General features: G+C 64.5%; 3 protein-coding genes and 1 pseudogene. 1 reads left to right on the top strand and 3 read right to left on the bottom strand.

The features are described from left to right. Nucleotides 1–338, top strand: a pseudogene (locus ACEW8G_RS00500) (ABC transporter ATP-binding protein); the annotation flags it as partial. A gap of 57 nt (nt 339–395) precedes the next feature. Here ACEW8G_RS00500 and ACEW8G_RS00495 read toward each other — a convergent pair. The 3 genes from ACEW8G_RS00495 to ACEW8G_RS00485 all read right to left on the bottom strand — a co-directional run. Beyond that, nucleotides 396–1,283, bottom strand: a complete 888-nt coding sequence (locus ACEW8G_RS00495; RefSeq protein WP_373486495.1) for a cupin-like domain-containing protein — start codon at nt 1,281–1,283, stop codon at nt 396–398. Further along, nucleotides 1,276–2,418: a GNAT family N-acetyltransferase gene (locus ACEW8G_RS00490; protein ID WP_373486494.1), complete on the bottom strand. Its 1,143-nt coding sequence runs from the start codon at nt 2,416–2,418 to the stop codon at nt 1,276–1,278. The genes ACEW8G_RS00495 and ACEW8G_RS00490 overlap by 8 nt, the downstream gene beginning before the upstream one ends. Before the next feature lie 278 nt (nt 2,419–2,696). Further along, a partial coding sequence (locus ACEW8G_RS00485; RefSeq protein WP_373486493.1) for a sodium/proton-translocating pyrophosphatase occupies nt 2,697–3,707 on the bottom strand: 1,011 nt, incomplete at its 5' end.

Here is a 3,707-nt window from a genome sequence, read left to right as displayed (position 1 = left end):
AGCTGGCACGCGTCCATGTGGCGCGCGCGCTGGCGGCCGAGACGCCGCTGCTGGTCGCCGACGAACCGGTTGCCTCGCTCGACCCGCGCCACCAGCACGCAGTGATGCGGCTGATCCGCCGCTATGTCGATGCAGGCGGTGGCGCGCTGGTGGTGCTGCACGATCTTGATCTCGCCGCGCAATATGCCGACCGGCTGGTGTGGATGGCAGGCGGACGCACCATCGCCAGCGGCGGTGTTGAGGAGACGATGACGGCGGCGCGCATTGCCGAGGTTTATGGCGTAAGCGCGAGCGTCGAGCGGCACGCGCGAGGGTTGCGGGTGTGGGTTGAGGGGTAACGCCCGCGTCCATTTCGTTCATCCCCCAAGGCCGCGCGGCGACGCTAGCGTTTCCGTTTACCCCACCAGCTTCAGCTTGCGCAGCGCGCGCCAGCCGAAGGATTTGGCGCGGTTGTGCACCGGATAGCGTCTGGGCGGGCTGGGGTTGAGGCCGAGTTTGCGCATCAGGATGTTGAAGCCATGCGCATCGATCTCGGCAAAGCTCCATTCAGAGCGCCAGGTGATCGACAGCGAGATCGACGGTTTGTCGCCGTTGCGCACATAATGCGGCGCCATCACCGGCACGAAGATCGCCTCGCCGGGTGCAAGCGCGAAATCAGTGCCATAAGCCGCAAGCTCGTCTGACCAGTTGAGGTTGCGCGGGCCGCCTGAATGATAGGCCTCATACGCCTCGGGTGGCGCAAAGCGGGGGTCTCCGGCCGGAAACACGGTCATCGTCTTGTGGCCGCGCAGTTGCAGCAGGATGTTGTGTTCGGGGTCGAAGTGATAGGGCGTCATCGATCCTGGCGATGAGACGAAGATGAACCCCTCGGGCCGCAGCATTTCGCCGGTGGTGGCGCTGGTCACGTCCTCAAGCTCGGCCAGCAGCGCGTGCAGCAGGTCGCGATAGGCGGGTATCTGCTCGATGTTCTTGAGCACCGCCCAGCTGTTGGCGCTTTCGATCGTGCGGATGGTTTCGCCGATGGTCAGCCCGTTGGAGGGCACATCTTCGGGGCGGATGCCGATGGGCAGGTCACCGCGATTGTATTCGAGCGACTTTTCGGGCAGCGCCTCGCCCAGCCGGGCCAGCGCCTCAAGCTCAAGCAAAGGGTGCTGAAACAGGGCGTGGGTCAGCCGGTGCGGGGTTTCAGGATAACCCAGCGCAAAGCGCGCCTTGGCATCGGGATCAAACACCGGCGGCGTTGCGGTGGAGGTGAAGCCGGTCGGATCGGGCTGATCAGTCATCGTCATTCTCCGGATGCGCGGGAGCCGGGGGCGGGGCCTTTGCCTTGCGGCGGCGGTCCATATAGCGCTCGCCCATGCGGAACAGCGCGAACAGCGCCGGGCGGCCAAAGCCTTTGAGGCCAACCGAGACGCGCGCAACATGACGCCGCTCGGCCCACAGGCTGTCGATCATCGGATGGCCCTCGGCGGCGCAGCTGTCCATCCACCGCAAACCCTGTTTGGCGAGGATATCGAGATTGTCGATCTGCAGGAGCACCCCGGGCGAAAACCGTGCGAGTTCCTCATCGAACGCGGTCTTGAACGAAAAGCCGCCTGGCACGCTGATGAAGTTGACCAGCATAGCGATCGGGCTGCCATCGAGCCGCATCGCGATCAGATGCAGCTTGCCGCTTTGCGCGGCGGCGTGCGCGGTGGACAGGAACAGCGCGCGCGTCTCCGGCATGTCGCCCAAGGCCGATCCGTTGCGTCCTTTCCAGCCGCCCTGTTCGAGCGTGAGGAACTCAGCAAGCCACGCATCGAGCCCGGCCTCGCCCGCGCCTTCGATGGTTTCGACATGCCCCATCTCGGCCAGCCGATTGCGCAATCGTGCCAGTTCCTTGCGCTTTTTTTTGCGCACCGTTTGTTCGTAATAGGGCTGCCCGGCCATCGTTGTAGCGAGCATCGCGCGTTCTTCCGCCAGCACGATGTCGCAGCGGCGGTTTTGTTGGCCGCACAGCGCGGCGAGCGCGGCATAGACCGGGCCGTCGGTGGCGATGCCGTGGAGGTGCAGGAACATCCCCGCAGAGGGCAGCGCATCGAGATGCGCGAGCAGCGTCTGCCAGAACGCTGGCTCGTGGCCGGGGCGCACCAAGGGCGTGCCAAGAAAGCAGTTGGGGTGCCGCCAGTTCTGGCTGTGCGGCAGCGGCCAGCGTCCGTAATAGCCCTCGCGCGCCAGCGGCATAAGCCCGCAAAGCCTGCCTCCGATCGTCAGGCTGGCCAGCCGGGCGTTGCGATAGGTGTCGCAGTGCGCGATGGCAAAGGGCAGATATTCGGGCGCGTGGAAGATGTTGGGCTCAGCCGCTGCGGCAGCAAGATCGACCCATTGCGCATGAAAATCGGGGTTGAGCGTGGCGGGGTCATGGATCTGGAGGCGCAAGCCAGGCTGCGCTGTCGAAGCAGCAGTCCGGGCTGAAATGGTCCAGCTCTGGTCCATGGATTGCTCAGCGTCCCGATGGCGGCGGCGACATTGCCGACCGCGATCCATTACGCCTTAAGCGTGTTTAGGCAAACAACAGGTTAAACGGCGTGATGAATCCGTTAAGGTTTTGCGCGTGTGTCAAATTGGGATGCTTTGTGTCGTTGTACGCCCCATCTCGCCCCTGGACTCCGGCTTTCGCCGGAGAACAGGTTTGAAATCGCGTGAATGGCCGCTGGTTACCCCGCCGCGAGCGCCGCGAGCAGCAGTAGCGCAACGATGTTGGTGATCTTGATCATCGGGTTGACCGCAGGACCCGCAGTGTCCTTGTACGGATCGCCCACGGTGTCGCCGGTCACCGCCGCCTTGTGCGCCTCTGACCCCTTGCCGCCGTGGTGGCCATCCTCGATGTATTTCTTGGCATTGTCCCATGCGCCGCCGCCTGAGGTCATCGACAGCGCGACGAACAGGCCTGAGACGATGACGCCGAGCAGCAAGGCGCCCAGCGCGGCAAAGCCATTGGCCTGGCCTGCCACTGCGGTGATCACATAATAGACCACAATCGGCGCGAGCACCGGCAGCAGAGAGGGGATGATCATCTCCTTGATCGCCGCTTTGGTAACCAGATCGACCGTGCGCGCATAATCGGGCTTGGACGTGCCGAGCATGATGCCCGGATTGGTACGGAACTGCTCGCGCACCTCTTCGACAACCGCGCCAGCTGCGCGGCCCACGGCGGTCATGCCCATCGCGCCGAACAGATAGGGCAGCAATGCGCCGAGCAGCAGGCCGACAATGACGTACGGGTTGGACAGCGAGAAATCGACCGGCACGTCAGGGAAGAACTCCTTGAGATCGGTCGTATACGCGCCGAACAGCACCAGCGCGGCAAGGCCTGCCGAACCGATGGCATAGCCCTTGGTCACCGCCTTGGTGGTGTTGCCGACGGCGTCAAGAGCATCGGTTTTCTCGCGTACGCTGTCGTCCAGCCCCGCCATCTCGGCGATGCCGCCCGCGTTATCGGTCACTGGGCCGTAAGCATCGAGCGCCACGACCATGCCGGCCAGCGCCAGCATTGCGGTCGCGGCAAAAGCGATGCCGACGACGCCCGCCAGCTGATGCGCAACGATCACCGCAACCACGATCAGCAGCGTCGGCAGCGCGGTCGCTTCAAGGCTGATCGCCAGCCCCTGGATAACGTTGGTGCCGTGGCCCGTCTCCGATGCCTTGGCGATCGAGCGCACCGGGCG

Origin of the sequence: Blastomonas sp. (assembly GCF_041747255.1) — a bacterium.
Lineage (GTDB): Bacteria > Pseudomonadota > Alphaproteobacteria > Sphingomonadales > Sphingomonadaceae > Blastomonas.
The sequence above is the reverse complement of the archived record's forward strand: the minus strand, read 5'-3'. Positions and strand labels throughout refer to the sequence as shown.

Coding starts and splice junctions, on each gene's coding strand:
- ACEW8G_RS00495 (WP_373486495.1), bottom strand. CDS start 1,283: ATGACTGATCAGCCCGATCCGACCGGCTTCACCTCCACCGCAACGCCG.